1 pseudogene is annotated in these 255 nt (G+C 58.4%); it reads right to left on the reverse strand.

Annotated features, from left to right (window positions below):
* Positions 1 to 255: pseudogene (locus AACY52_RS32010) on the reverse strand (IS630 family transposase); the annotation flags it as partial.

The raw sequence follows: 255 nt of genomic DNA on the forward strand, positions 1-255 counted from the left end.
GCGACGTTCAACTTGACCTGGGCGTAGTGGCAACATCGGTTGGGTGCGATCCAACGCCTGGATCTGGGTTTTCTCGTCAACCGACAGCACCAGGGCGTTATCCGGTGGGTTCAGATAGAGCCCGACCGCGTCGACTACCTTGTCGGCGAAATGAGGATCGTTGCTGATTTTGAAGGTCTTCAGACGATGGGGTTTGAGGTCGGAAGCGGCCCATACCTGCCGAACCTGCCACGTGGTGACCCGCGCATACTTGGC

Source organism: Pseudomonas sp. EA_65y_Pfl1_P113, assembly GCF_963970525.1.
In the GTDB taxonomy this organism is placed as follows: Bacteria; Pseudomonadota; Gammaproteobacteria; order Pseudomonadales; family Pseudomonadaceae; genus Aquipseudomonas; species Aquipseudomonas tritici.